This window comes from Comamonas testosteroni TK102, from assembly GCF_000739375.1.
In the GTDB taxonomy this organism is placed as follows: domain Bacteria; phylum Pseudomonadota; class Gammaproteobacteria; order Burkholderiales; family Burkholderiaceae_C; genus Comamonas; species Comamonas brasiliensis.
This window is the reverse complement of sequence record NZ_CP006704.1, coordinates 666,623-687,319: the sequence shown is the minus strand read 5'-3', so window position 1 is coordinate 687,319 and position 20,697 is coordinate 666,623. Positions and strand designations below refer to the sequence as shown.

General features: G+C 61.8%; 17 protein-coding genes. 8 read left to right on the top strand and 9 right to left on the bottom strand.

The genetic code is table 11. The features are described from left to right. Positions 1 to 39 precede the first annotated feature (39 nt). The 7 genes from O987_RS03080 to O987_RS03050 form a co-directional block, all read right to left on the bottom strand. On the bottom strand, positions 40 to 2,523 hold the full coding sequence (locus O987_RS03080) for a heavy metal translocating P-type ATPase (protein ID WP_043370793.1): 2,484 nt from the start codon (positions 2,521 to 2,523) through the stop codon (positions 40 to 42). A gap of 206 nt (positions 2,524 to 2,729) precedes the next feature. Further along, on the bottom strand, positions 2,730 to 4,457 hold the full coding sequence (locus O987_RS03075) for an acetyl/propionyl/methylcrotonyl-CoA carboxylase subunit alpha (RefSeq protein WP_419177852.1): 1,728 nt from the start codon (positions 4,455 to 4,457) through the stop codon (positions 2,730 to 2,732). 489 nt (positions 4,458 to 4,946) lie between these two features. Further along, the gene (locus O987_RS03070) at positions 4,947 to 6,590 is read right to left on the bottom strand and encodes an urea amidolyase family protein (protein WP_043376037.1); all 1,644 of its coding nucleotides are present in this window, start codon (positions 6,588 to 6,590) and stop codon (positions 4,947 to 4,949) included. 5 nt (positions 6,591 to 6,595) lie between these two features. Next, positions 6,596 to 7,363 (bottom strand): LamB/YcsF family protein, encoded by a 768-nt coding sequence (locus O987_RS03065; protein WP_003058933.1) that lies wholly within the window; start codon positions 7,361 to 7,363, stop codon positions 6,596 to 6,598. A 20-nt stretch (positions 7,364 to 7,383) separates the two neighbouring features. Further along, the gene (pcp, locus tag O987_RS03060) at positions 7,384 to 8,046 is read right to left on the bottom strand and encodes a pyroglutamyl-peptidase I (protein WP_003058936.1); all 663 of its coding nucleotides are present in this window, start codon (positions 8,044 to 8,046) and stop codon (positions 7,384 to 7,386) included. Positions 8,047 to 8,058: 12 nt separating this feature from the next. Continuing rightward, positions 8,059 to 9,012 (bottom strand): DUF979 domain-containing protein, encoded by a 954-nt coding sequence (locus O987_RS03055; protein ID WP_003058938.1) that lies wholly within the window; start codon positions 9,010 to 9,012, stop codon positions 8,059 to 8,061. Further along, positions 9,009 to 9,728 carry a DUF969 domain-containing protein gene (locus O987_RS03050; protein WP_003058940.1) on the bottom strand — a complete coding sequence of 240 codons (720 nt, stop codon included), beginning with the start codon at positions 9,726 to 9,728 and terminating at the stop codon, positions 9,009 to 9,011. Before O987_RS03050 ends, O987_RS03055 begins: the two co-directional genes overlap by 4 nt. A gap of 292 nt (positions 9,729 to 10,020) precedes the next feature. On the opposite strand from O987_RS03050, the gene O987_RS03045 reads away from it, so the two are divergent. From O987_RS03045 to O987_RS03030, 4 genes are all read left to right on the top strand, one after another. Then, positions 10,021 to 10,698, top strand: a complete 678-nt coding sequence (locus O987_RS03045; RefSeq protein WP_003058942.1) for a GntR family transcriptional regulator — start codon at positions 10,021 to 10,023, stop codon at positions 10,696 to 10,698. A 170-nt stretch (positions 10,699 to 10,868) separates the two neighbouring features. Further along, the gene (locus O987_RS03040) at positions 10,869 to 11,852 is read left to right on the top strand and encodes a TRAP transporter substrate-binding protein (RefSeq protein ID WP_043370792.1); all 984 of its coding nucleotides are present in this window, start codon (positions 10,869 to 10,871) and stop codon (positions 11,850 to 11,852) included. A gap of 79 nt (positions 11,853 to 11,931) precedes the next feature. Further along, a complete protein-coding gene (locus O987_RS03035) occupies positions 11,932 to 12,438 on the top strand; it encodes a TRAP transporter small permease (protein WP_003058951.1) in 507 nt (168 codons plus the stop codon). Then, positions 12,431 to 13,726, top strand: a complete 1,296-nt coding sequence (locus O987_RS03030) for a TRAP transporter large permease (RefSeq protein ID WP_003058954.1) — start codon at positions 12,431 to 12,433, stop codon at positions 13,724 to 13,726. Before O987_RS03035 ends, O987_RS03030 begins: the two co-directional genes overlap by 8 nt. A 504-nt stretch (positions 13,727 to 14,230) precedes the next feature. On the opposite strand, the gene O987_RS03020 is transcribed toward O987_RS03030, so the two are convergent. After that, positions 14,231 to 15,031, bottom strand: a complete 801-nt coding sequence (locus tag O987_RS03020) for a TetR/AcrR family transcriptional regulator (protein WP_019043053.1) — start codon at positions 15,029 to 15,031, stop codon at positions 14,231 to 14,233. Positions 15,032 to 15,072: 41 nt separating this feature from the next. Between O987_RS03020 and O987_RS03015 the strand changes: the two genes are divergently transcribed. Together O987_RS03015 and O987_RS03010 are read left to right on the top strand one after the other, a co-directional pair. Then, the gene (locus O987_RS03015) at positions 15,073 to 16,035 is read left to right on the top strand and encodes a tripartite tricarboxylate transporter substrate binding protein (RefSeq protein ID WP_043370790.1); all 963 of its coding nucleotides are present in this window, start codon (positions 15,073 to 15,075) and stop codon (positions 16,033 to 16,035) included. 21 nt (positions 16,036 to 16,056) lie between these two features. Further along, positions 16,057 to 16,611 carry a cupin domain-containing protein gene (locus tag O987_RS03010; protein ID WP_003058963.1) on the top strand — a complete coding sequence of 185 codons (555 nt, stop codon included), beginning with the start codon at positions 16,057 to 16,059 and terminating at the stop codon, positions 16,609 to 16,611. A 270-nt stretch (positions 16,612 to 16,881) separates the two neighbouring features. Here the strand turns inward: O987_RS03010 and glmS are convergent, their stop codons facing one another. Next, complete coding sequence (gene glmS, locus O987_RS03005; protein WP_003058965.1) at positions 16,882 to 18,798, bottom strand: glutamine--fructose-6-phosphate transaminase (isomerizing); 1,917 nt, start codon at positions 18,796 to 18,798, stop codon at positions 16,882 to 16,884. 136 nt (positions 18,799 to 18,934) lie between these two features. On the opposite strand from glmS, the gene O987_RS03000 reads away from it, so the two are divergent. Further along, entirely contained in the window at positions 18,935 to 19,435 is a 501-nt protein-coding gene (locus O987_RS03000; protein ID WP_003058966.1) for an Lrp/AsnC family transcriptional regulator, read from the top strand. 127 nt (positions 19,436 to 19,562) lie between these two features. Next, positions 19,563 to 20,696, top strand: coding sequence for a diguanylate cyclase AdrA (locus O987_RS02995; protein ID WP_003058968.1), 1,134 nt, complete (start codon positions 19,563 to 19,565; stop codon positions 20,694 to 20,696). Position 20,697 lies beyond the last annotated feature (1 nt).

The window sequence follows — 20,697 nt, the reverse complement described above, 5'->3', positions numbered from 1 at the left end:
CTTCCGGCGCCTGTCCATCCGTTGCTGCCGGCCCTCTTGTCAGAGAGCGGGTTTGAAGCGCTTGAGCCGCAGTGCGTTGGAGAGCACGAATACGCTGGACAGCGCCATGGCCCCAGCGGCAAACACGGGCGACAGCAGCATGCCGTTGAACGGATAGAGCAGCCCAGCCGCCACCGGTATCAGCGCCACGTTGTAGGCAAAGGCCCAGAACAGGTTCTCGCCAATGTTCTTCATGGTGGCCTTGGACAGCGCGATCGCATTCGGCACACCCGAGAGATCGCCCGACATCAGCACCACATCGGCCGCCTCGATGGCGATATCGGTGCCCGTGCCTATGGCAATGCCCACATCGGCTTCGGCCAGGGCCGGTGCGTCGTTGATGCCATCGCCCACATAGGCCAGCGTGCCATGCTCGGCCTTGAGGCGCTTCACGCTCTCGACCTTGCCGCCGGGCAGCACCTCGGCCACCACCTCGTCAATGCCCAGCTGCCTGGCGATCGCCTCGGCCGTGTGACGGTTGTCGCCGGTGATCATGGCCACCTTCAGGCCCAGAGCGTGCAAGGCATCGATCGCGGCTTTGCTGGTGGGCTTGATCGGATCGGCCACGGCAATCATGGCCGCCACCCGTCCGCCGATGGCTGCATACAGCGGCGTCTTGCCTTCGCTGCCCAGGCGCTCGGCCTCGGCCGCAAAACCGTCAACGCTCAGGCCAATTTCGCGCATGAACCGGTCGGCGCCGATCTCCACCTGGTCGCCCAGCACCACGGCACGCACGCCGAAACCGGTCACCGATGCGAAATCGCTGATGGCCGGAATCTCCAGCCCTTCGGCCTTGGCCGCATCGACAATGGCACGCGCAATCGGGTGCTCGCTACGGTCTTCCACGGCAGCCACCTGCGCCAGCACGGCGCCGCGCTCAAAGCCGTCGGCCAGCACCAGATCGGTCAGCTCGGGACGGCCACGGGTCAGCGTGCCGGTCTTGTCCACCGCCACCACCCTGGCATCCTTGAGCTGCTGCAGTGCCTCGCCCTTGCGCAGCAGCACTCCCATTTGCGCGGCACGCCCGGTTCCCACCATGATGGAAGTCGGCGTGGCCAGCCCCATGGCACAGGGGCAGGCAATGATGAGCACGGCCACGGCATTGACCAGGGCAAAGCTCAGCGCGGGGTCGGGACCCCAGATCAGCCATATGACAAAGGTCAGCAGGGCCGCGGCCATGACGGCCGGCACAAACCACATGGTGATCTTGTCCACCAGCGCCTGGATCGGCAGCTTGCTGCCCTGGGCCTGCTCCACCATGCGAATGATCTGTGCCAACAGCGTATCGGCACCCACCTTGGTGGCTCTGAAAGCCAGCGCACCGTTCTGATTGACCGTGCCGCCCACCACTTCGGCGCCCTCGACCTTCTCGACCGGCACGGGCTCGCCGCTGATCATGGATTCGTCGACAAAGCTGCGGCCTTCAATGACCTCACCATCGACGGGAATGCGCTCGCCGGGACGCACTTCGATCAGATCGCCGGCACGCACCTGGGCGATATCGATTTCCTGGACATGGCCGCCCTTGCGCACGCGCGCGGTCTTGGCCTGCAGCTGCACCAGGCGGCGAATGGCCTCCGAGGTATTGCCCTTGGCACGCGCCTCCAGAAAGCGGCCCAGCAGGATCAGTGCCACGATGACGGCCGCGGCTTCGAAGTACACATTCACGGTGCCTGCAGGCAGCCATTGCGGCACAAAGGTCGCGACCACCGAATAGGTGAATGCCGCCGAGGTGCCCACCGCGACCAGCGAATTCATGTCGGGCGCTGCGCGCAGCAGCGCGGGCACGCCTTTCTCGAAAAAGCGCCGCCCCGGCCCGAACAGCACCACGGCCGTCAGCGCGAACTGGATGTACCAGCTGTTCTGCGTGCCGATGCTGCCCGCAATCCAGTGGTGAAACGCGGGCACCATGTGACCGCCCATTTCCAGCAGAAACACGGGCAGTGCGAACAGGGTCGCAAAGATCAGGGAACGCTTGAGCGATTCGAGCTCCTGTGCCTGGCGCTGGGCTGTGGCGTCCTCGCCAGTCGCGCCGGCGCTGTGCGCCACGGGCTGCGCTTCATAGCCGGCCTTTTCAATCGCCGCGATCAGGGCGCCCACCGTCACGCCGCCCTGCAGCTGCACGCTGGCACGTTCGGTCGCGAGATTCACCACCGCCTCCTGCACTCCGGGCACCTTCTTGAGCGCACGCTCCACACGGCCGACGCAGGACGCGCAGGTCATGCCGTTCACCTGCAGATCCACGCTTTGCGCGGGCACCGCGTAGCCCGCTTTTTCGATCGCCGCCACAGCCTGCGGCAGGATGGCCGCAGCCTGCGCCGGATCGGCCACGGTGAGGCTGGCCTTTTCCGTGGCCAGATTGACCACGGCCTCCTGCACACCGGGCACTTTCTTGAGCGCCCGCTCCACCCGGCCCACGCAGGAAGCGCAGGTCATTCCTTCCACAGACAGCTCAAAGGCTCCGCTTTTGGTCAGTGCATTCATCGCGTTCTCCATTCACGTTGAAGGCCACTGTAGAGATTGACATCATGTAAAGGTCAAGCCCCCGGCAAAAACCTCTTTCGGCAGGGTGCAAACAGGCGGAGTTTGGCTTGAGTGCAGCAAGGCCAGAAAAACAAAGCGCGACACGGAGGTCGCGCTTTGTGCGGGCCGTGCCTGACCTGGCCGGGCCTGACCTGACCTGGCCGGGCCTACCGGATATGCGCGATCACGGCGCTCAAGGCCTGAGCAGTGCCTGGCTGCACGGCCAGCGTGATGCGGCCGCTCTTGTGGGCCGAAACCTGCATTTCCATCTTCATGGCTTCCATCACGGCGATCACATCGCCTTCCTTGACCTCGTCGCCATCGGCCACCTTCCAGGCATGCAGATTGCCGGCGATCGGCGAGATGACGGCATCGGGGTCCACGTTTTGCGACACTGCGGCCTGGGTCGCACCGGTCGCCGGCGCAGACAGTCCCTGCAGCAGCATGGCGGGCAGGCCCAGCTGCACGCGGCGGCCGTCGATCTCGATGGCGGTGCGCAGCAGGCTGGTGTCAGCCACGGGCTCGGCGCGGGCGGCTGCGGCCAGCGGCTCGGCAAATTCGGTCTCGATCCAGCGGGTGTGGACATTGAAGCCCGCAGCCCCCACAAAGTCGGCCTGATTCAGCACGGCCTTGTGAAAGGGCAGCACCGAAGCCACGCCCTCGATGCGGAACTCGGCCAGCGCACGTCGGGCACGGGCCAGGGCCTGCTCACGCGTGGCCCCCGTGACGATGAGCTTGGCCATCATGGAGTCAAACGTTCCGGGGATCACAGAGCCAGTTTCGACACCCGAATCGAGTCGCACACCCGGCCCCGAAGGTGGGGCAAAACGCGTGATCAGACCCGGCGTGGGCAGAAAGCCGCGCCCCACATCTTCGGCATTGATGCGGAACTCGATGGAATGGGCCCGTGGTGCCGGAGTCTGCGTGAAGGACAGCGGCAGACCGTCGGCCACGCGCAGCTGTTCCTGCACCAGATCGATGCCCGTGGTTTCCTCGGTCACGGTGTGCTCGACCTGCAGGCGGGTATTGACCTCGAGGAAGGAAATGGCGCCGTTGCCGCTGAGCAGAAACTCCACGGTTCCCGCGCTGACATAGCCGGCTTGCGCACAGATCGCCTTTGCCGCACTGTGAATGCGTTCACGCTGGGCATCGGTGATGAAGGGGGCCGGAGCCTCTTCCACCAGCTTCTGGTTGCGACGCTGCAGCGAACAGTCGCGCGTGCCCAGCACCACCACATTGCCATGCGTGTCGGCAATCACCTGCGCCTCGATATGGCGCGGCTTGTCGAGGAACTGCTCGACAAAGCATTCGCCACGACCGAAAGCCGTCACGGCCTCGCGCACGGCGGATGCATACAGCTCGGCCACTTCGTCCATGCGCCAGGCGATCTTCATGCCGCGGCCACCGCCGCCAAAAGCAGCCTTGATGATGATGGGCAGACCATGCTGCTGGGCAAAGGCCAGCACTTCATCAGCATCCTTGACGGGATCGGGCGTGCCGGCCACCAGCGGCGCACCGACCTGCAGCGCAATCTTGCGCGCCTCGACCTTGTCGCCCAGCTTGGCGATGGTGTCGGGGCGCGGGCCGATCCAGACCAGACCCGCATCCAGCACGGCCTGTGCAAAGGCTTCGCTCTCGGACAGAAAGCCATAGCCGGGATGCACGGCATCGGCGCCCGAACGCTTGGCAATCGCAATCAGCTTGGCGATGTTCAGATAGGTGTCGGCGGGCTTGTCGCCCTGGAGGCCGTAGGCCTCGTCGGCACGGCGCACGTGCAGGGCGTCGATATCGGCATCGGCATAGACGGCGACGGATTTCACGCCATAGTCGGCACAGGCGCGTGCAATGCGCACGGCGATCTCGCCACGGTTGGCAATCAGAACTTTGGTAATCATGGTTGCCACCTCAGCAAGCGTAAGACAGGGATGCGAGACCGCCGCCTGCTGCGCAGGCCCGGCAATCTGGTGAAACAACTGCTGCGCAGCTGTTTTCGCCACGGTTGGCAATCAGAACTTTGGTAATCATGGTTGCCACCTCAGCAAGCGTAAGACAGGGATGCGAGACCGCCGCCTGCTGCGCAGGCCCGGCAATCTGGTGAAACAACTGCTGCGCAGCTGTTTTCGCCACGGTTGGCAATCAGAACTTTGGTAATCATGGTTGCCACCTCAGCAAGCGTAAGACAGGGATGCGAGACCGCCGCCGCCTGCTGCGCAGGCCCGGCAATCTGGTGAAACAACTGCTGCGCAGCTGTTTTCGCCACGGTTGGCCATCAGAACTTTGGTCATCATGGTTGCCACCTCAGCAAGCGTAAGACAGGGATGCGAGACCGCCGCCGCCTGCTGCGCAGCTGTTTTCGCCACGATTGGCAATCAGAGCTTTTTTCATCAAGTCACTCCTCGCTCCGCGACTGCAGGCACCAGCTCTGCAAAGGTGCGGATGGGGTTGAAACGAATCCAGGCCCCTACGGGAATCTGTCCCGCAAGATCCAGATGATGAGGTGCCACGCAGCCGATCACGGGATAGCCGCCGGTCAGCGGATGGTCGGCCAGAAACAGCACGGGCTGGCCGCTGGCGGGAACCTGGATGGCCCCCAGCGGCGTGCCTTCGCTGGGCAGCTCGCTGCTCACGGCGCGCGTCAGCGCCTGTTCTCCGGCCAGTCGCAGGCCCACGCGATTGGACTGGGACGTGACCTGCCAGCGCTGGACGGCCAGCAAGGCTACGGCCTCGGGCGTGAACCAGTCGGTACGCGGCCCCAGTTCCACATCCAGCAACACTTCGCCGTCCGGGGCCGGCAGCTCCTGCTGCGGCAGGGCCAGCTCGGCCACCACGGCATGGGGGGCCGGCAGCACCGCCAGCAACTGCCCAGTTTGCAGAGCGGGCGGCCCGACATGGGCCAGGGTGTCCGTCGAAGCACTGCCCAGCACGGGAGCCACTTCGTAGCCGCCGCGCACCGCCACATAGCAGCGGGCACCGGCCACGGGCTGGCCCAGGCTCAGCGTGTCGCCATCGGCCAGCGCAATCGCGGCGCAGCGCGGCGCAGACCAGCGGCGCCCGTCGGCCGTGGTGATGCTGAGAGGAGCGTCCGCGCCGGTCACGGCCACTACGTTCTCGCCCACGCTTTGCAGCGACAGGCCACCGCCTACCGTCTCCAGCACCGGCTGCTGGCTGGCATTGCCGACCAGCCGGTTGGCCGCCTTGAACGCCGCCTGATCCATGGCACCCGAGGCCGAAACGCCCTGGCCGGCCTGGCCATGGCGACCTCTATCCTGAAACAACGTGAGCAGGCCTGTGGCGCGCACACGCAAGGCCGCAGCATTTGCTTTTAAATTCGTAGCTGCTTGCGTTCGACCCTTATTGATTTCATCTACTTTACTAGCTGAAATCGAACTGGATAGAGCGCTGGCAGCTTCTGTTTGCGTAGCAATATCGACAAACTGCACGCGGTAGCCGGGCTGCAGCAAGGCCGGCAGGTCGCGCGCCAGATCCCACATCGCGGCATCGGTCACGCCGATGATCTGCCAGCCGCCGGGGCTGGCCTGGGGGTAGACCGCGCTGAAGCTGCCGGCCAGCGCCACGGCGCCCGCAGGCACCTTGGTACGTGGCGTGGCCCGGCGCGGCACATTGAAGACGGGGTCGCCGCCGCTCAGATAGGCAAAGCCCGGCGCAAAGCCGGTAAAGGCCACCGACCATTCGCTGCCCGTGTGGCGGCGCACCACCTCTTCGGCCGTGAGGCCCAGTATCTGGGCGACTTCGGCCAGATCCTCGCCGTCATAGCGCACGGGAATCTGCACCAGCACGTCCGAGCGCTGCACGCTGCCGCTCAGATCGCAGGCGGCAATGCGCCGCACCAGCTGCGCCGCGCCGATGATATGGGGCGCAAACTGTACAAGAATGGTGCGCGCAGCAGGCACCAGCTCCTGCACGCCTTCAATGGGACTAGCCTGCAGGGCCCCCAGCAGCACCAGCGTCTGCTGCAGGTCGGCCAGCTCCACCAGGATGGCGTGGCGGTTGACGGGCAAAAAGCGCATGGCACTCATGGCGCGGTGTCCACAAAGGAGGTGATCTGCACGCCCTCCTGCTCGAAGCGCTGGCGGATGTTGCGCGCAATGGCCACGGCACCGGGGCTGTCGCCATGCACGCAGATGGAGTCGGCCTGCACACGCACCAGAGTTCCGTCCACGGCCTCGATCACTCCCTCACGCACCAGGGTCAGCATGCGCTCGGCGATCAGGTTTTCGTCGTGCAGCACGGCACCGGGCTCGCGGCGCGAGACCAGGGCGCCATCGGGCGTGTATCCGCGATCGGCAAAGGCCTCGGCCACCACGCTGAGGCCGGCATCGCGGGCCCACTCGATCAGGGGCGCCCCGGCCAGCGCCATCAGCACCAGCCTGGGATTGATGGCCTTGATGGCATTGATCACATCCATGGCCTGACGCTTGTCCTGGGCAATGGTGTTGTAGAGCGCGCCGTGCGGCTTGACATACTGGACGCTGGTGCCGGCAGCCTGCGCAAGGCCCTGCAGAGCGCCGATCTGATAGATCACGTCGGCCACCAGATCGCCGCTGGCCACATCCATGTTGCGGCGCCCGAAACCCGACAGGTCGCGGTAGGCCACATGCGCGCCCACGACCACGCCGCGCGCCTTGGCGGCCCTGAGCGTGGCCAGTATCCCGGCCGCGTCGCCGGCATGAAAGCCGCAGGCCACATTGGCGCTGCTGACGATGTCCAGCATGGCCGCATCATCGCCCATGCGCCAGGCGCCGAAGCTCTCGCCCAGATCGCTGTTCAAATCCATTTTCATCATTCTTCTCCCGGTCGGCATCAATGCAGCTGACCTGCGTGTTCCTGCAAATCCTGCTGCACCGTCATGGCCGTATGAATGGCTGTGCGGATGCCCTGAATCTGTGTCTCCAGCGCCATGCTGGCCATGCCTGGCTGGCGCGCGGCCTGCTGCGGCAGCGCGGGTATGTGAATAAAGCCGCCGCGCACGCCAGGGCCCGCACGGCGCGACAGCCTGTGCATCAGGGCATAGAACACATGGTTGCAGACAAAAGTGCCCGCCGTGTTCGACACCGCAGCCGGAATGCCCGCGTCCCGCAGATGGCGCACCATGGCCTTGATGGGCAGGGTCGAGAAGTAGGCAGCGGGCGCATCGCGCACCACGGACTGGTCGACGGGCTGATGGCCCGCGTTGTCCGGAATGCGGGCATCGTCGATATTGATGGCCACACGCTCCGGCGTGATTTCAGTGCGCCCGCCGGCCAGCCCCAGGCTGATGATCAGCGTGGGCTGCAGCCTGGCCAGCGCCTCGTCGAGCGCCTCCATGGCCGCACCGAACACGCAGGGCAGTTGCACGGAATGCACCACGCCATCCGCAATCAGCTCGCCGTTCAGCGCGCGCGCCACTTCCCACGAGGGGTTGACGCTATCTTTGTCGAAGGGCTCAAAGCCGGTCAGCAGGATTCGGTGGGCAGCCTCAGTCATGGCAACTCTCTCTTATCGGAACATCAGGAAGTTGAGCAGGAACACATTGACGATCAGCAGCGTGATGGCCGTGGGAACCTGCGCACGGATGACGGCATTCTTGTCAATTTCCAGCAGTGCTGCGGGCACCAGGTTGAAGTTGGCCGCCATGGGCGTCAGCAAGGTGCCGCAGTAGCCCGACAACATGCCGACTGCCGCCATCACGGCCGGGTCACCATGGTAGACGCCAACCAGCACGGGCACGCCCACACCGCCGGTCATCACCGGAAAGGCCGCAAAGCCATTGCCCATGATGACGGTGAACAGCGCCATGCCGATCACATACACGGCCACGGCCACAAAGCGCACATCCATATTGATGTAGGTGGTGGTCACATAGGCCACGGCCTTGCCCACACCGGCATCCGAAAACACCAGACCCAGCATGCCCAGCATCTGCGGCAGCACCAGGGCCCAGCCCAGTGCATCGATCAGGCGGTGCGACTCGCGCAGGCCCTGCACGGGAGTCTCGCGCGTCATCTTGCAGGCCAGCACCAGCGCGATCACGCAGCCGATGCCCAGACTGACCAGGGTGCTGTTCTTGGGGTCGATCAGAGGAGTGCCGCCAAAGACCAGATGCTTGGCCGACAGCGTGCCCACCATGGTGATCAGCGGGATGGCCAGCGCCGGCACGAACAGCTTGTTGCCCAGGCGCCTGGCGCTTTCCAGGTACTGTGCATCGGTGCGCGGCTGATGCTTGCCGCCCATCACGCCGCCGAAACCGGCAATCAGGGCCATGACGACCGCCACCGCCCCCACCCATACGGGCGGCAGCAGATCGCCAACGAGGAACACCAGCGCATACAGCGCCCAGAACAGGCCCGCCGAGAAACGGCGCGGGTTGCTGCCGTCGCGCAGCGTCATCACGGCCGTCACCGCCAGCACCAGGCCGACGAGGTAGTACAGGTATTGAATGGTGATGGTCATGCCTGTTCTCCCTGGGCGGCTTTCTTTTCCGCAGCAATTTCACGCGCCAGCTGCCTGTCCAGGCGATGCAGGCGCAAGGCATGGATGGCGAAGGCCGAGATGGCCGTTGGAATGCCCCACAGCGCGACATGGATCGGTTCGACCTCGATTCCGGCCTCCTTCAGGAAGGTGGTCATCAGCACGATCGCGCCAAAGGCCACGAAGATATCTTCACCAAAGAACAGGCCCACGTTGTCCGTGGCAGCCGACATGGCGCGCAGCTTCTCGCGCACCTTGACCGACAGCTTGCCGTAACGGCTTTCCGTCGCGCCTTCGGCCATGGGCGCCAGCAGCGGACGCACCATCTGGGGATGACCGCCCAGGCTGGTCAGGCCGATGGCAGCGGTAAGTTGACGCGCTGCCAGGTAGACGATCAGCAGGCGGCCGGCAGTGGCCGACTTGATGGAGCTGATCCAGTTTTGCGCATGCTGACGCAGGCCATGGCGCTCCAGCAGGCCGATCACGGCCAGCGGCAGCAAGATGATGAGCGGCAGATTGCGGGTCTTGATGAAGCCGGCCCCGATGGCGGCCAGCACCTTGTCCAGCGGAAAGCCCGCCGCGAAGGCAGTGCCGATGGCGGTCACGATGACCACCAGCATGGGATTAAAGCGCAGCGCAAAGCCGGCAATGATGATGAGCACGCCGATCAGCGGCCACAGGTTTACGTCTACAGGCATGGAAGCCTCCGGAAATCACGCCCTGATCCGCTGCGCGGCGGGCCCTACCAAAGACGGGAACGCTCGCAGCAACCCGCCCAGCTCTTTTGAGGAAGGCTGGGCAGCTCTGTTTCAGACCTGCCTCATTCCCCTAATTGTTGAACAATCTATTTAGATTGATTCCACAAATGAAATTGTTTGCAGAACAAATAGACTTTGTAATAGAGCAAACCCTAGGTATCGCCAATCTTCTCGACTTCTCTGAGTCAACAGAACGATGGCTACACTCTGGCGACAGCAAAAAGGGAATGCCATGAAAGTCGCAGCAGAGGTCCAGAATCTGACCGAACGCATCGCCGAAGAAATACGCAGCCAGCTGGTCAAGGGCGTGCTGAGCCCGGGCCAGCGCCTGTCCGAAGCGGCACTCAGCGAAGCGCTGGATATTTCGCGCAACACCTTGCGCGAGGTGTTCCGCATGCTGACCAAGGAAGGTCTGCTGGTGCATGAGCCCAACAAGGGCGTATCGGTGGCCGTGCCAAGCATGGCGTCCATCATCGATATCTATCGCGTGCGGCGCATGATCGAGTGCCAGGCCCTTGCACAGGCTTACCCCATGCACCCTGCACTGACGCGGATGCGCGAGGCCGTGGAAAGCGGCCAGCGGCACAGCGAGACCGAGGACTGGTCCGAGGTGGGTACCGCCAATATGGCGTTTCACAAAGCCATCGTGGCCCTGGCCGACAGCGAACGCCTCAACGAGATGTTCTCGCACCTGCTGGCGGAGCTGCGCCTGGCCTTCGGCCTGCTGCGCGACCCGCATTTTCTGCATGCACCCTATGTGAGCATGAACCTGAAGATCTTGCAGATCTTCGAAGCCGGCAGGCCCGCAGAGGCGGCGCAGGAACTCAGTGCCTATCTGGTGCACTCGGAGCGCATCATTCTGGCCGCCTATGCACGGCGTCTGGCAGAAGCAGGAATCAAGGCTCCCTGACCATTTTTGTTCAACAATCCTTCACTCCCCACTAGAGACCATAAAGACAACGCCCTACGCTTCATAAAACTCGTTGAAATCCCTCATGGATGTTTGTTGAGACAAATGCTACTTTTGGCACAACTCTTGCCTGAGTTCATTCGTCCGCATCTCTTATCCGAGGAGTTTTCATGAAGCGTCGCTTTTTCTGCGCCACCGCCACCTTGCTCGCCGGCATCGGCATTGCCGGTCATGCCATGGCACAAACCAAGTGGGATTTCGCCACCGCATACGGACCAGGAAACTTTCACTCCAAGAACAACGAACTGTTCGTGAAGGATGTGGATGCCGCCACGGGCGGCAAGCTCAAGATCACGCCGCACTTTGGTGCATCGCTGTTCAAGATGCCCGAAATCAAGCGTGCCGTGCAGACCGGCAATGCACAGATGGGCGAATTCTTTCTGGTGAGCTTTCAGAATGAGTCGCAGATCTTCGGTGTCGATGGACTCCCGTTCCTGGTGAGCAACTATGACGATGCCTACAAGCTCTACCAGGCCCAGAAGCCCACACTGCAAAAGCTGCTGGACAAGCAGGGACAGGTGCTGCTGTATTCCGTGGCCTGGCCGCCCCAGGGCATCTACACCAAGAAGCCCGTCAACTCCGCGGCCGATCTCAAGGGCATGAAGTGGCGCGTCTACTCCCCGACCACAGCCCGCATTGGCGAGCTGATCGGCGCCCAGCCCGTGACCGTGCAGGAGGCCGAGCTGTCCCAGGCTCTGGCGACCGGCGTGGTGGATGGCCTGATCACCTCCAGCGCAACCGGTGCCGACAACAAGCTGTTTGAAAGCCTGAAGTACTACTACAACGTGCAGGCCTGGATTCCCAAGAATGCCGTGACCGTGAGCAAGAAGGCCTTCGGCGCACTGGACAAGAGCACGCAGGAGGCCGTGCTCAAGGCCGCTGCCGCCGCCGAGCAGCGCGGCTGGAAAGAGTCCAGGGAAGTGGATGCGCGCTCGATTGCCGCCCTCAAGCAAGGCGGCATGCAGGTCGAGCAGCCCTCCGCCCAGCTCAAGGCAGACCTGGGCAAGATCGGTGCGACCGTGATCAAGGAATGGACGGACAAGGCCGGCGCTGACGGCCAGGCCATTCTCGACGGCTACAGGGCTGGCAAGTAAGGCGCAGATTGCATCGGCTCGCCCGGCCCCGGCATTCGGGGCGGGTGGCCGATGACCTCATCCGCTCAGGAAGACAAGCATGCGCAAGTTACTCAATGGTTTATATGAAGGCAGTGCCTGGCTTGCCGGCATCGCCATGATCGGCGTGCTGGCGATGGTGCTGCTGACCATCACCAGCCGGCTTTTTGGCTTCAGCGCCCCTGGCACCGACGCCTATGCAGGCTACGCCATGGCAGGTGCCGGCTTCATGGCCCTGGCCAGCACCTTGAAGAAAGGTGAACATATCCGCGTCACCTTGCTGCTGGGTGCGCTCAAGGGCCAAGCCTACAAGGCGCTGGAGCTGACCGCCCTGGGCGTCGCCACCCTTCTTTCGGCTTTTCTGGCTTTCTATTCCACACGGCTGGTCTGGCAGTCCTGGGAGATCGAAGACATCTCCGTGGGCATCGACGCCACACCGCTGTGGATTCCGCAGATTTTCATGGCTCTGGGCACGATTGTTTTCTTCATCGCGTTCTGTGACGAACTGGTGCTGGAGCTGCTGGGCAAACGCAAGGCGGCAGAGAAGGAGGGAACCCCTCATGAATGAAATCACCGCAAGCATTGCACTGATCGTGGTGCTGCTGGTCCTGCTTGGCGGGGGCGTCTGGGTCGGACTGACGCTGGCGGGCGTTGCCTGGTTCGGCATGGAGTTCTTCACCGCGCGCGCTGCGGGCGATGCCATGGCCATGACCATCTGGAGCTCTGCCAGCAGCTGGACCTTGACGGCTTTGCCGCTGTTTGTCTGGATGGGCGAGATTCTCTACCGCACCAATTTGTCCGAGAGCATGTTTCGCGGTCTGGCACCCTGGGTCAACGCGCTGCCGGGCCGCCTGCTGCACACCAATGTCATCGGCTGCACGATTTTTGCTGCGGTGTCCGGCTCCTCGGCCGCCACCTGCGCCACCGTGGGCAAGATGAATGTGCCCGAGCTGCGCAAGCGCGGCTATCCCGAGAACATGGTGATCGGCTCGCTGGGCGGCCCCGCCACGCTGGGCCTGCTGATCCCCCCATCCATCATCTTGATCGTCTATGGCGTGTCGGCCGAGCTGTCGATCTCCAAGCTCTTCATGGCAGGCGTGCTGCCGGGCATCATGCTGGCACTGATGTTCAGCGGCTGGATCATGATCTGGGCCTTGATGAACCCGGACAAGGTGCCCAAGGCCGACAGCTCCATGAGCTTCAGGCAAAAAGTCTACGAGTCGCGGCACCTGATCCCCGTCGTGCTGCTGATCTCGGGTGTGATTGCCAGCATTTACAGCGGCATTGCCACCGCCACCGAAGCGGCCGGCATAGGCGTGACGGGAGCGCTGATTCTGTCGGCCCTGCAAGGAGCTCTGACCTGGAAGAACTTCAAGGAATCGCTGTTCGGAGCCACCCGCCTGTACTGCATGATTGCGCTGATCCTCGCCGGTGCAGCCTTCATGACCTTGTCCATGGGCTATATCGGCCTGCCACGCCAGCTGGCCGAATACGTGGGCAGCCTGAACCTCTCGCCCGCCATGCTGATTGCGGTGCTGGGGCTGTTCTACATTCTCATAGGCTGCTTTCTGGACGGCATCTCCACCATTGTGCTGACCTCCAGCGTGGTTCTGCCCATCATCCAGGCCGCAGGCATCGACCCACTATGGTTCGGCATCTTCCTCGTGATCACGGTGGAGACCGCCCAGATCACGCCACCGGTAGGCTTCAACCTGTTCGTGCTCCAGGGCATGACGGGCAAGCAGATCACCTATCTGGCCCGCGTCTGCGCACCGTACTTCCTGCTGATGGTGCTGGCGCTCGTGATACTGTGGTTCTTTCCGCAGATCGTGACCGTGCTGCCCAATAATATGTAAGCAAGTTCGCTCTGCACAAACGCCCCGAAAGGGGCGTTTGTGCAGAGCGAACCAGTATGGCTGCATGCATGCCAGAACATGTAGGTTTCAGCGCCGGGATGTGAATGCCGAATCCCTCTGACAGGGTGTTACGGAAAATGCGCACTACGCTGTTAGATTAGTCGGGTTAGCCATCCAGACACATCGCAATGAAAGAAAAAATCAACTTCATTGAGAGGGAGCGCCTCTACCGACATGAACTCAAACGCCGCCGCGTGAAGTTTCTGCCCATGCAGGTACTGCGCCGGGTCTTCAAAGCGGCAGGAGTCTAGCCTGCGCTGAAGCCAGCCATCCACCTGCCATGCCAACACAGAAAAGCGCTCCCATGGAGCGCTTTTTCATTCCTGCGAATGGGTGCCGCAGGCACAGACCCAAGATTCATGCGGCGTCCATTCCTTTTCCCATCCATCCCACCGCCTGCCGTCAAAGCTTTGAGCTCTCGCTCAACCTTGTCGATGCGTCATCTCACGCCATCTGCGATCCCGCGAACCCTGCCGCCGTGAAAGCAATCAACTGCTCAATCACCTTTTCCACCGGATCACTCCGATGCCTGTCGTTGAGCATATGGCTGACACGCCCATTGTCTGAGCGGATATACATCATCGCACCATACATGCACTCCAGGCGCCACTGAAACTCCGTCTCACTCAGATGAGGTGTCACGCGACGCAGCAACAAGGCGAACCTCAGAGCGGTTTTGTCATACGCTTTGAATACGACCTCTCGGACTTCCTTCAGGGGATCCACCGAACACAGGGCAGCCACCCGGTTGAACGAGGACTCGTCCGAGCCATATGCAGTGCGCAATGCCGGAGCAATGAACGCCCGAAGCACTTCTTCAATGCTCGGAGGCTCGTTCGCATGACGCTGTTCAAGTTGCGCCAGCAAGGCTTCTCTCTGCGCATTGACCAGTTGCACGCGCTCTTCGAAAAGAGCCTTGAGCAAGCCCAGCTTGTTCTTGAAATGATAGTGAATCGCCCCCGTATCCACGTCTGCTTCAGCCATCACCGCTCTTAACGATGTCCCAGCGTAACCATGCTGCGCAAACAATTTTTCAGCCGCGCACAGCATGCGCTGCCTTGCTTGGGCACGTGGCCTGTCAACTCCCGAAGAAGTGACTTCCGCCTGTTCGGCTTGGCGCAGGGCAGCCCTTCTCCCCGATACGGCGGGAACATCAACGGAGGCAGTTTTTCTCATGACTGCGAATGATAGTGAGGTCACGTGATCGTCCTCTTGCGTAGTCTCCATTTTTGCATCAACATTCATTCAGTCGACTGACTGAATTCAGAAATACAAGGAGACAAACAATGAACATCTGGCGCCATGCACCCTCCCTCGTGATGGGGCTCACTTACCTGGGAGTCGGCTCGCTCCAGGCGCAGGAGAATTTTCCGCATAGGCCACTGACCATCATCAATCCCTGGGCCGCAGGAAGCTCGACCGATGTCATGGCCAGGACTCTGGCGGAGGAAATGCACAAGCAGCTGGGTCAAAGCATCGTCGTGATCTCGCGTGAGGGAGGCTCCGGCGTCATTGGAATGAATGTGCTGGCCCAATCTCCCGCCGACGGCTTGACCATGGCTTTTACCCCCATGACGCCCATCACCATCCAACCGCATTACGTCAAGGGACTCAAGCTAAGTCCTGATGCCGTGCAACCGCTGTGCGGGGTGACCGAGAACATTCTGGGAGTAAGCGTGCGTGCCGACAGCCCCTACAAAACGATCGCGGAGTTGATTGCCGCCGCCAAACAGAAATCACTGAACTACGGCTCTCCCGACCCCAACTCGGCCCCTTTTCTAGCCATAGATCAGCTCGAGCGAGACCAGAAGCTACAACTCAATCACATCCCATACAAGGGTGATGCGGGTTCGATCCAGGAATTGCTGGCAGGGCGCCTGGACTTTGTCAGCAGCATTGCAGCCTCTGCTGCACCTCAGGTTCGTGCCGGCAAGTTGCGGCTGTTGGCCGTTACTTCGGAACATCGTCATCCCGCGTTTCCCGACACTCCCACCTTCAAGGAACTGGGCATGAAGGTGCAGGAAGACTCTTTTGCAGGCCTCTTTGTTCCCCGTGGGGTTCCTGAGGCCGCACTGGCAAAGCTTGACGATGCCTGTGCCAAAGCCACCAAGTCTGAATCGGTCAAACGCATTGCCCAAAGCGGTGATCAGGTCGTGCACTACCAAAGCCGTCAGCAATGGGAAAAGCGCATTACCACCGAGTTTCGCAAGCAGGGCGAGGCAGCCAAGCGCAATGCCGGCACCAACTAATCCATCCATCACAGTCAGCTCATGAGCAACTACACAACCCCAGCGCCCATTCGCCGCGTCGTCACTGCCAACGATGAGCAAGGACGTTCCTATCTGGCCGAAGATGGCCCATCGCCCGCAATCCGCTTCGTGCCGGAACGTCCCGGATATCGCATCACCAATCTATGGCGAACTGATGCGGCCCCTGCAAACATCGGCTCACCCGACACCATTCATCTGCATCAGGGCGTTGCGCCCCCGCCGCTTGGTACCGTGCTACGCATTCTGGATATTCCTGCCGAGCCCGCCGACCCTCAGGAACTTCAGGCTGCTTTGAATGCGACGTTTTCACGCATGTATGGCGATGCCCATCGAAATGTTCAGCCCGGCGAGCATCCTGGCATGCATCGCACGGACTCCGTGGACTACGCGCTCATGCTGGAAGGAGAGCTGATTGCCATCATGGATAAGGAAGAGACCGTGCTGCGAGCGGGCGATGTTCTGATTCAGCGTGGAACCAACCATGCCTGGGCCAACCGCTCCGGTAAACCTGCTCGTATTGCCTTTGTGCTGGTTGCAGGCATCGACACAGATTGAGAGCCGGTCAGTAGCACACGAACATGCGGATGCCGGTGCCTGAGACTTGTTGAAGAACACCATGCACTCCTGAATCAACCCGATGGCCGAAGCTTGACCTGCCGAGCCCATCCGACGCCCAATAGAAAAAGCGCTCCAACGAGCGCTTTTCATCCATTTAGCGATGCAGCCGACATCAGCTCCACCTGGATTTCATCGAGAAAAACTTTCCCGGGTCGCCTGAAACTGCGACTTCAGCCAGGAACGCTTTTCGCGGCAGAGACCGTCTGCTTATTCCACCGTGACCGACTTGGCCAGGTTGCGCGGCTTGTCCACATCGGTGCCGCGTGCCACCGCCGTGTGATAGGCCAGCAGCTGCAGCGGCACCACGTGCAGGATGGGGCTCAGCGCACCATAGTTCTCGGGCATGCGAATCACATGCATGCCTTCGCTGCTTTCGATATTGGTCTTGGCATCGGCCAGCACATAGAGAACACCGCCGCGCGCACGCACTTCCTGCATATTGCTCTTGAGCTTTTCCAGCAGTTCGTCGTTGGGCGCCACGGTGACCACAGGCATCTGGCTGTCCACCAGTGCCAGCGGGCCATGCTTGAGCTCGCCGGCGGGATAGGCCTCGGCGTGGATGTAGCTGATTTCCTTGAGCTTGAGCGCGCCTTCCAGAGCGATGGGGTAGTGAATGCCGCGACCCAGGAACAGTGCGTTTTCCTTCTTCGCAAAGTCTTCGGCCCAGCTGATGATCTGCGGCTCCAGTGCCAGCACGGATTGCAGGGCCACGGGAAGATGGCGCATGGCCGTCAGATACTGCTGCTCCTTCTCTTCCGTCAGGCGTCCCTTGGACTGGGCCAGCGCCAGCGTCAGCAGGAACAGGCCGGCCAGCTGCGTGGTGAAGGCCTTGGTCGATGCCACGCCGATCTCCACGCCGGCCCGGGTGATATAGGCCAGCTCGCACTCGCGCACCATGGCGCTGGTGGCCACATTGCAGATGGTCAGGCTGTGCTTCATGCCCAGGCTCTGGGCATGGCGCAGGGCCGCCAATGTATCGGCCGTCTCGCCCGACTGGCTGATGGTCACGATCAGGGTCTTGGGATCGGGCACGCTGGTGCGGTAGCGGTACTCGCTGGCCACTTCCACATTGCAGGGAATGCCGGCAATCGCCTCGATCCAATACTTGGCCGTGCAGCCGCTGTAATAGCTGGTGCCGCAGGCCAGAATCAGGACCCGGTCGATCTCCTTGAACACGCGCCAGGCAGCAGCACCGGTCTTGCCTTCCGAAGTGACCCCGTCAAACAGCTCGGGGGCAATGTTCTTCAAGCCCTCCAGCGTATCGCCCAGTGCGCGCGGCTGCTCGAAGATTTCCTTTTGCATGTAGTGGCGATAAGGGCCCAGCTCGGCTGCGCCGCTGTGTGCCATCACGGTCCTGACCGGACGCTGCTGCTCCGTCAGGCGCTCGCCGCTCCTGCTGATGACCCAGTAGCGTCCCGGCTGCAGATCGATCAGGTCGCCCTCTTCCAGATACACGATCTGATCGGTGACGCCCGCCAGCGCCATCGCGTCGCTGGCCAGGAAATGCTCGCCGCCGTCCTTGCCCACACCCAAAATCAGCGGGGAGCCGGCGCGGGCGCCGACCACACGCTGGGGCTCGTCCCGGTGCATCACGCCAATCGCGTAAGCACCATGCAGACGGGCTGTCGCGGCCTGCACGGCTTCGAAAAGATCGCCGCTATAGAGGCTGTCCACCAGGTGAGCAATGACCTCGGTGTCGGTCTGGCTGGCAAATACATAGCCCTTGGCCTGCAGCTCGGTACGCAAGGCTTCGTAGTTCTCGATGATGCCGTTGTGCACCAGGGCCACGCGTGCCGGTGCATCGGTATCGGCCACGGCCGAGATGCCGGGGCCATGGCTGAAATGGGGATGGGCATTGCGCACCGCAGGCTCGCCATGGGTGGCCCAGCGGGTATGGGCAATGCCGGTGAAACCTTCCACATGTTCGGTCTTGACCTGCTCCATCAGCTCGGCCACGCGGGCTGTGGAACGCGCACGCTGCAGCCCGAGGCTCAGGCCGTTGGTGTCCGCGGCCTGCACCGCCACCCCACAGGAGTCATAACCGCGGTACTCCAGTCGCTGCAGACCCTGGACCAGAACCGGAACGATATTGCGATGAGAAACCGCAGCAACAATGCCACACATAGAGGTACACCTTAGGTTGATTGAGCGAGCATGCTATCTGCTGCAATGAAAAATTTTCACTCAATAAAATTTTAAAAATGACTAAAAATTTCACCATTACTGCAGTTTGAATTTTTATTCAATAAAATTCATAAAAATGAATGAAAATTCCATCAATCTGGACCACATCGACCTCCAGCTACTGCAGCAATTGCAGCGGGATGCCAGCCTGAGCAACCAGGCCCTGGCCCGGCTGCTGGAGCTGTCTGCCGCCACCTGCCTGCGCCGGGTCAAGCGGCTGCAGGAGCTGGGTCTGATCGAGAAACAGGTCGCCATCCTCAGCAGCGAACACATTGCGCGCTTCACCGGCCATGGGCTGCAGGCCATTGTGGAAGTCTCGCTGGACCGGCAGGACAGCGCCTCGCTGCTGCAATTCGAGCACAAAGCCGTTGCCGAGCCCGGCGTGCAGCAATGCTGGCGCGTCTCTCCCGGCCCCGACTTCGTCCTCGTCGTGGCCAGCACCGACATGCCAGCCTATCTGGCCTTGAGCCAGAAGCTGTTCACGCAGGACGCCAATGTGCGCAATGTCAAAGCCTTCTTCAGTCTCAAACGCGCCAAATTCAGTACCGAACTGCCTTTGCCAGCCCCTCATCATTAGGGACTTGCACGCCTTTATTCTTGAACCGCAATGTGTGGTGTAGATGCCGCGCAGGCGCCTTAATATTTGATACAAATTGTATTAATTCGATTATTCTCGCGATCTTGACTTAAGCCAAATCCACCAGATGCCCTTGCATCGAGATATTCACCGACGCACCTATCCTCTGCGCGCCTCTTATATGGCACTGGGCGGAGCAGTGGTAGCTGCGAGCCTGTCATATCTCCCGACCAATCTCGCCTGGTGGGCATTCACGGCGGTAAGTGCACTGGCGTGGCCACATATTGCTTTCTTGCATTCAAGCCGGCAACAGGATCAGTTCCAAGCGGAGTATTTCAACTCCCTGATCGATGCGCTGATCGTCGGTTGCTGGATCGCTCTGATGCACTGGAGTCTGCTGCCCGGCATCTGCATTCTGGCCATAGGCGTGGCCGACCGCTTCTATACCGGATTGAAGCGCCGCTGGCTGCCATCCCTGATCGCACTGCTGTGCGGCATGTTTTTCATGAGCCTGGCCATCACGCCCAGCCCGCAATGGGATGCGCCGCTGGCAGTGCAGCTGAGCCTGCTGCCGCTGATCGTTATGCACAGCGCCTATGCCAGCTGGTCCAACAGCCGCATGCTCAAGACTCTGGCCCGGCAGAATCTCCAGCTCAAGCTATTGGGGCGCATCGATCCGCTGACCACGGTATACAGCCGCGATTACTGGTGGAAAAAGGCCCGTGCCGCCCTGCACCAGCACCGCAGCGTCAAGGAGCAGACCTGTCTGCTGGTGATTGACATCGACCGTTTCAAAAGCGTGAACGATTTGTACGGTCATATTGTGGGCGACGATGTTTTGAAGCTGATCGGGCTGGCCATTAGAAACAGTCTGCGCAGCAACGATATTGCAGGGCGCTATGGCGGCGATGAATTCACCGTGCTGTGCAAGCACACCACGGCCAGGGAGGCATATTCCGTGGCCATGCGCATTTGCGAAAAAATTGCCCAGATACGCGTTCGCGATTATCCGCAGCTGCAGATCAGCGCAAGCATCGGCGTTGCCGCAGCCGATGACAGTTTCGGCTCGGTGACCGAATGGATCAAAGCGGCCGACAGCGCGCTCTACAGCGCCAAGAGCGGCGGGCGCGACCAGGTGATGGATGCCACCCAGCAGCCCGAGAGGCAGCACAGCCCCTCCACCATGCCCATGCGACCCGAGTCGACACGGATCAGCGCGGCGGGCTCCGGGCAGGAAAGCCTGGACCGCGACGTGGTCTGAC

What these genes read in the sequence shown, in the direction of transcription:
- O987_RS03080 (WP_043370793.1), bottom strand. Translation starts at nt 2,523, where the DNA reads ATGAATGCACTGACCAAAAGCGGAGCCTTTGAGCTGTCTGTGGAAGGA.
- O987_RS03075 (WP_419177852.1), bottom strand. Translation starts at nt 4,457, where the DNA reads ATGATTACCAAAGTTCTGATTGCCAACCGTGGCGAGATCGCCGTGCGC.
- O987_RS03070 (WP_043376037.1), bottom strand. Translation starts at nt 6,590, where the DNA reads ATGCGCTTTTTGCCCGTCAACCGCCACGCCATCCTGGTGGAGCTGGCC.
- O987_RS03065 (WP_003058933.1), bottom strand. Translation starts at nt 7,363, where the DNA reads ATGAAAATGGATTTGAACAGCGATCTGGGCGAGAGCTTCGGCGCCTGG.
- pcp (WP_003058936.1), bottom strand. Translation starts at nt 8,046, where the DNA reads ATGACTGAGGCTGCCCACCGAATCCTGCTGACCGGCTTTGAGCCCTTC.
- O987_RS03055 (WP_003058938.1), bottom strand. Translation starts at nt 9,012, where the DNA reads ATGACCATCACCATTCAATACCTGTACTACCTCGTCGGCCTGGTGCTG.
- O987_RS03050 (WP_003058940.1), bottom strand. Translation starts at nt 9,728, where the DNA reads ATGCCTGTAGACGTAAACCTGTGGCCGCTGATCGGCGTGCTCATCATC.
- O987_RS03045 (WP_003058942.1), top strand. Translation starts at nt 10,021, where the DNA reads ATGAAAGTCGCAGCAGAGGTCCAGAATCTGACCGAACGCATCGCCGAA.
- O987_RS03040 (WP_043370792.1), top strand. Translation starts at nt 10,869, where the DNA reads ATGAAGCGTCGCTTTTTCTGCGCCACCGCCACCTTGCTCGCCGGCATC.
- O987_RS03035 (WP_003058951.1), top strand. Translation starts at nt 11,932, where the DNA reads ATGCGCAAGTTACTCAATGGTTTATATGAAGGCAGTGCCTGGCTTGCC.
- O987_RS03030 (WP_003058954.1), top strand. Translation starts at nt 12,431, where the DNA reads ATGAATGAAATCACCGCAAGCATTGCACTGATCGTGGTGCTGCTGGTC.
- O987_RS03020 (WP_019043053.1), bottom strand. Translation starts at nt 15,031, where the DNA reads ATGAATGTTGATGCAAAAATGGAGACTACGCAAGAGGACGATCACGTG.
- O987_RS03015 (WP_043370790.1), top strand. Translation starts at nt 15,073, where the DNA reads ATGAACATCTGGCGCCATGCACCCTCCCTCGTGATGGGGCTCACTTAC.
- O987_RS03010 (WP_003058963.1), top strand. Translation starts at nt 16,057, where the DNA reads ATGAGCAACTACACAACCCCAGCGCCCATTCGCCGCGTCGTCACTGCC.
- glmS (WP_003058965.1), bottom strand. Translation starts at nt 18,798, where the DNA reads ATGTGTGGCATTGTTGCTGCGGTTTCTCATCGCAATATCGTTCCGGTT.
- O987_RS03000 (WP_003058966.1), top strand. Translation starts at nt 18,935, where the DNA reads ATGAATGAAAATTCCATCAATCTGGACCACATCGACCTCCAGCTACTG.
- O987_RS02995 (WP_003058968.1), top strand. Translation starts at nt 19,563, where the DNA reads ATGCCCTTGCATCGAGATATTCACCGACGCACCTATCCTCTGCGCGCC.